Source organism: Vibrio sp. 03_296 (assembly GCF_002265885.1).
Genome location: NZ_NPKW01000729.1, coordinates 1 through 504 on the forward strand (window position 1 = coordinate 1; position 504 = coordinate 504).

At 55.4% G+C, this 504-nt stretch carries 1 pseudogene; it reads right to left on the bottom strand.

The features are described from left to right. Positions 1 to 504: pseudogene (locus CIK04_RS27455) on the bottom strand (AAA family ATPase); the annotation flags it as partial.

The following is a 504-nucleotide window of genomic DNA, read 5'->3' on the forward strand; positions in this document are numbered from 1 at the left end:
CTGTGGGGATTAACGCCTTTAAACTCGGCTCTACGGCTAAAGATTGCACCGCTTTACCGATGGATTCGGTCAAACGTGCAGCCGCTTTACCCGTTGGTGCCACCAAACGAATGGTGGGCGTTTGTGCTCCGGCTTGCTCAATCAGCGCCGCCAACAATTTCGTGACGGTGGTGGTTTTGCCTGTTCCCGGCCCCCAGCAGATCACCGCAAACGACGCGTCAACGCCACTGCGGCAGCCACCTTTTGCCAATTAATGCAGGCCGCATGAGGCACGAGATGATCCAGCGCGTTGAGATCCGAGACTTTGCTTACTTGGCTAAGCACTTGTTCAATCGCCGTCCAATCCAAACGGTGCTCTTCAACCACATCGAGAAAATCACACACCCATTGCTGTCGCTGCACTTGGGTACTGCCGCTCGCTTGCGCGGCAATCAGCGTTTCAAACAAAAAGCGGTATCGCGCGCAACAAACGATCCAGCAGTGCGGATAACGATGCCGCTGAGC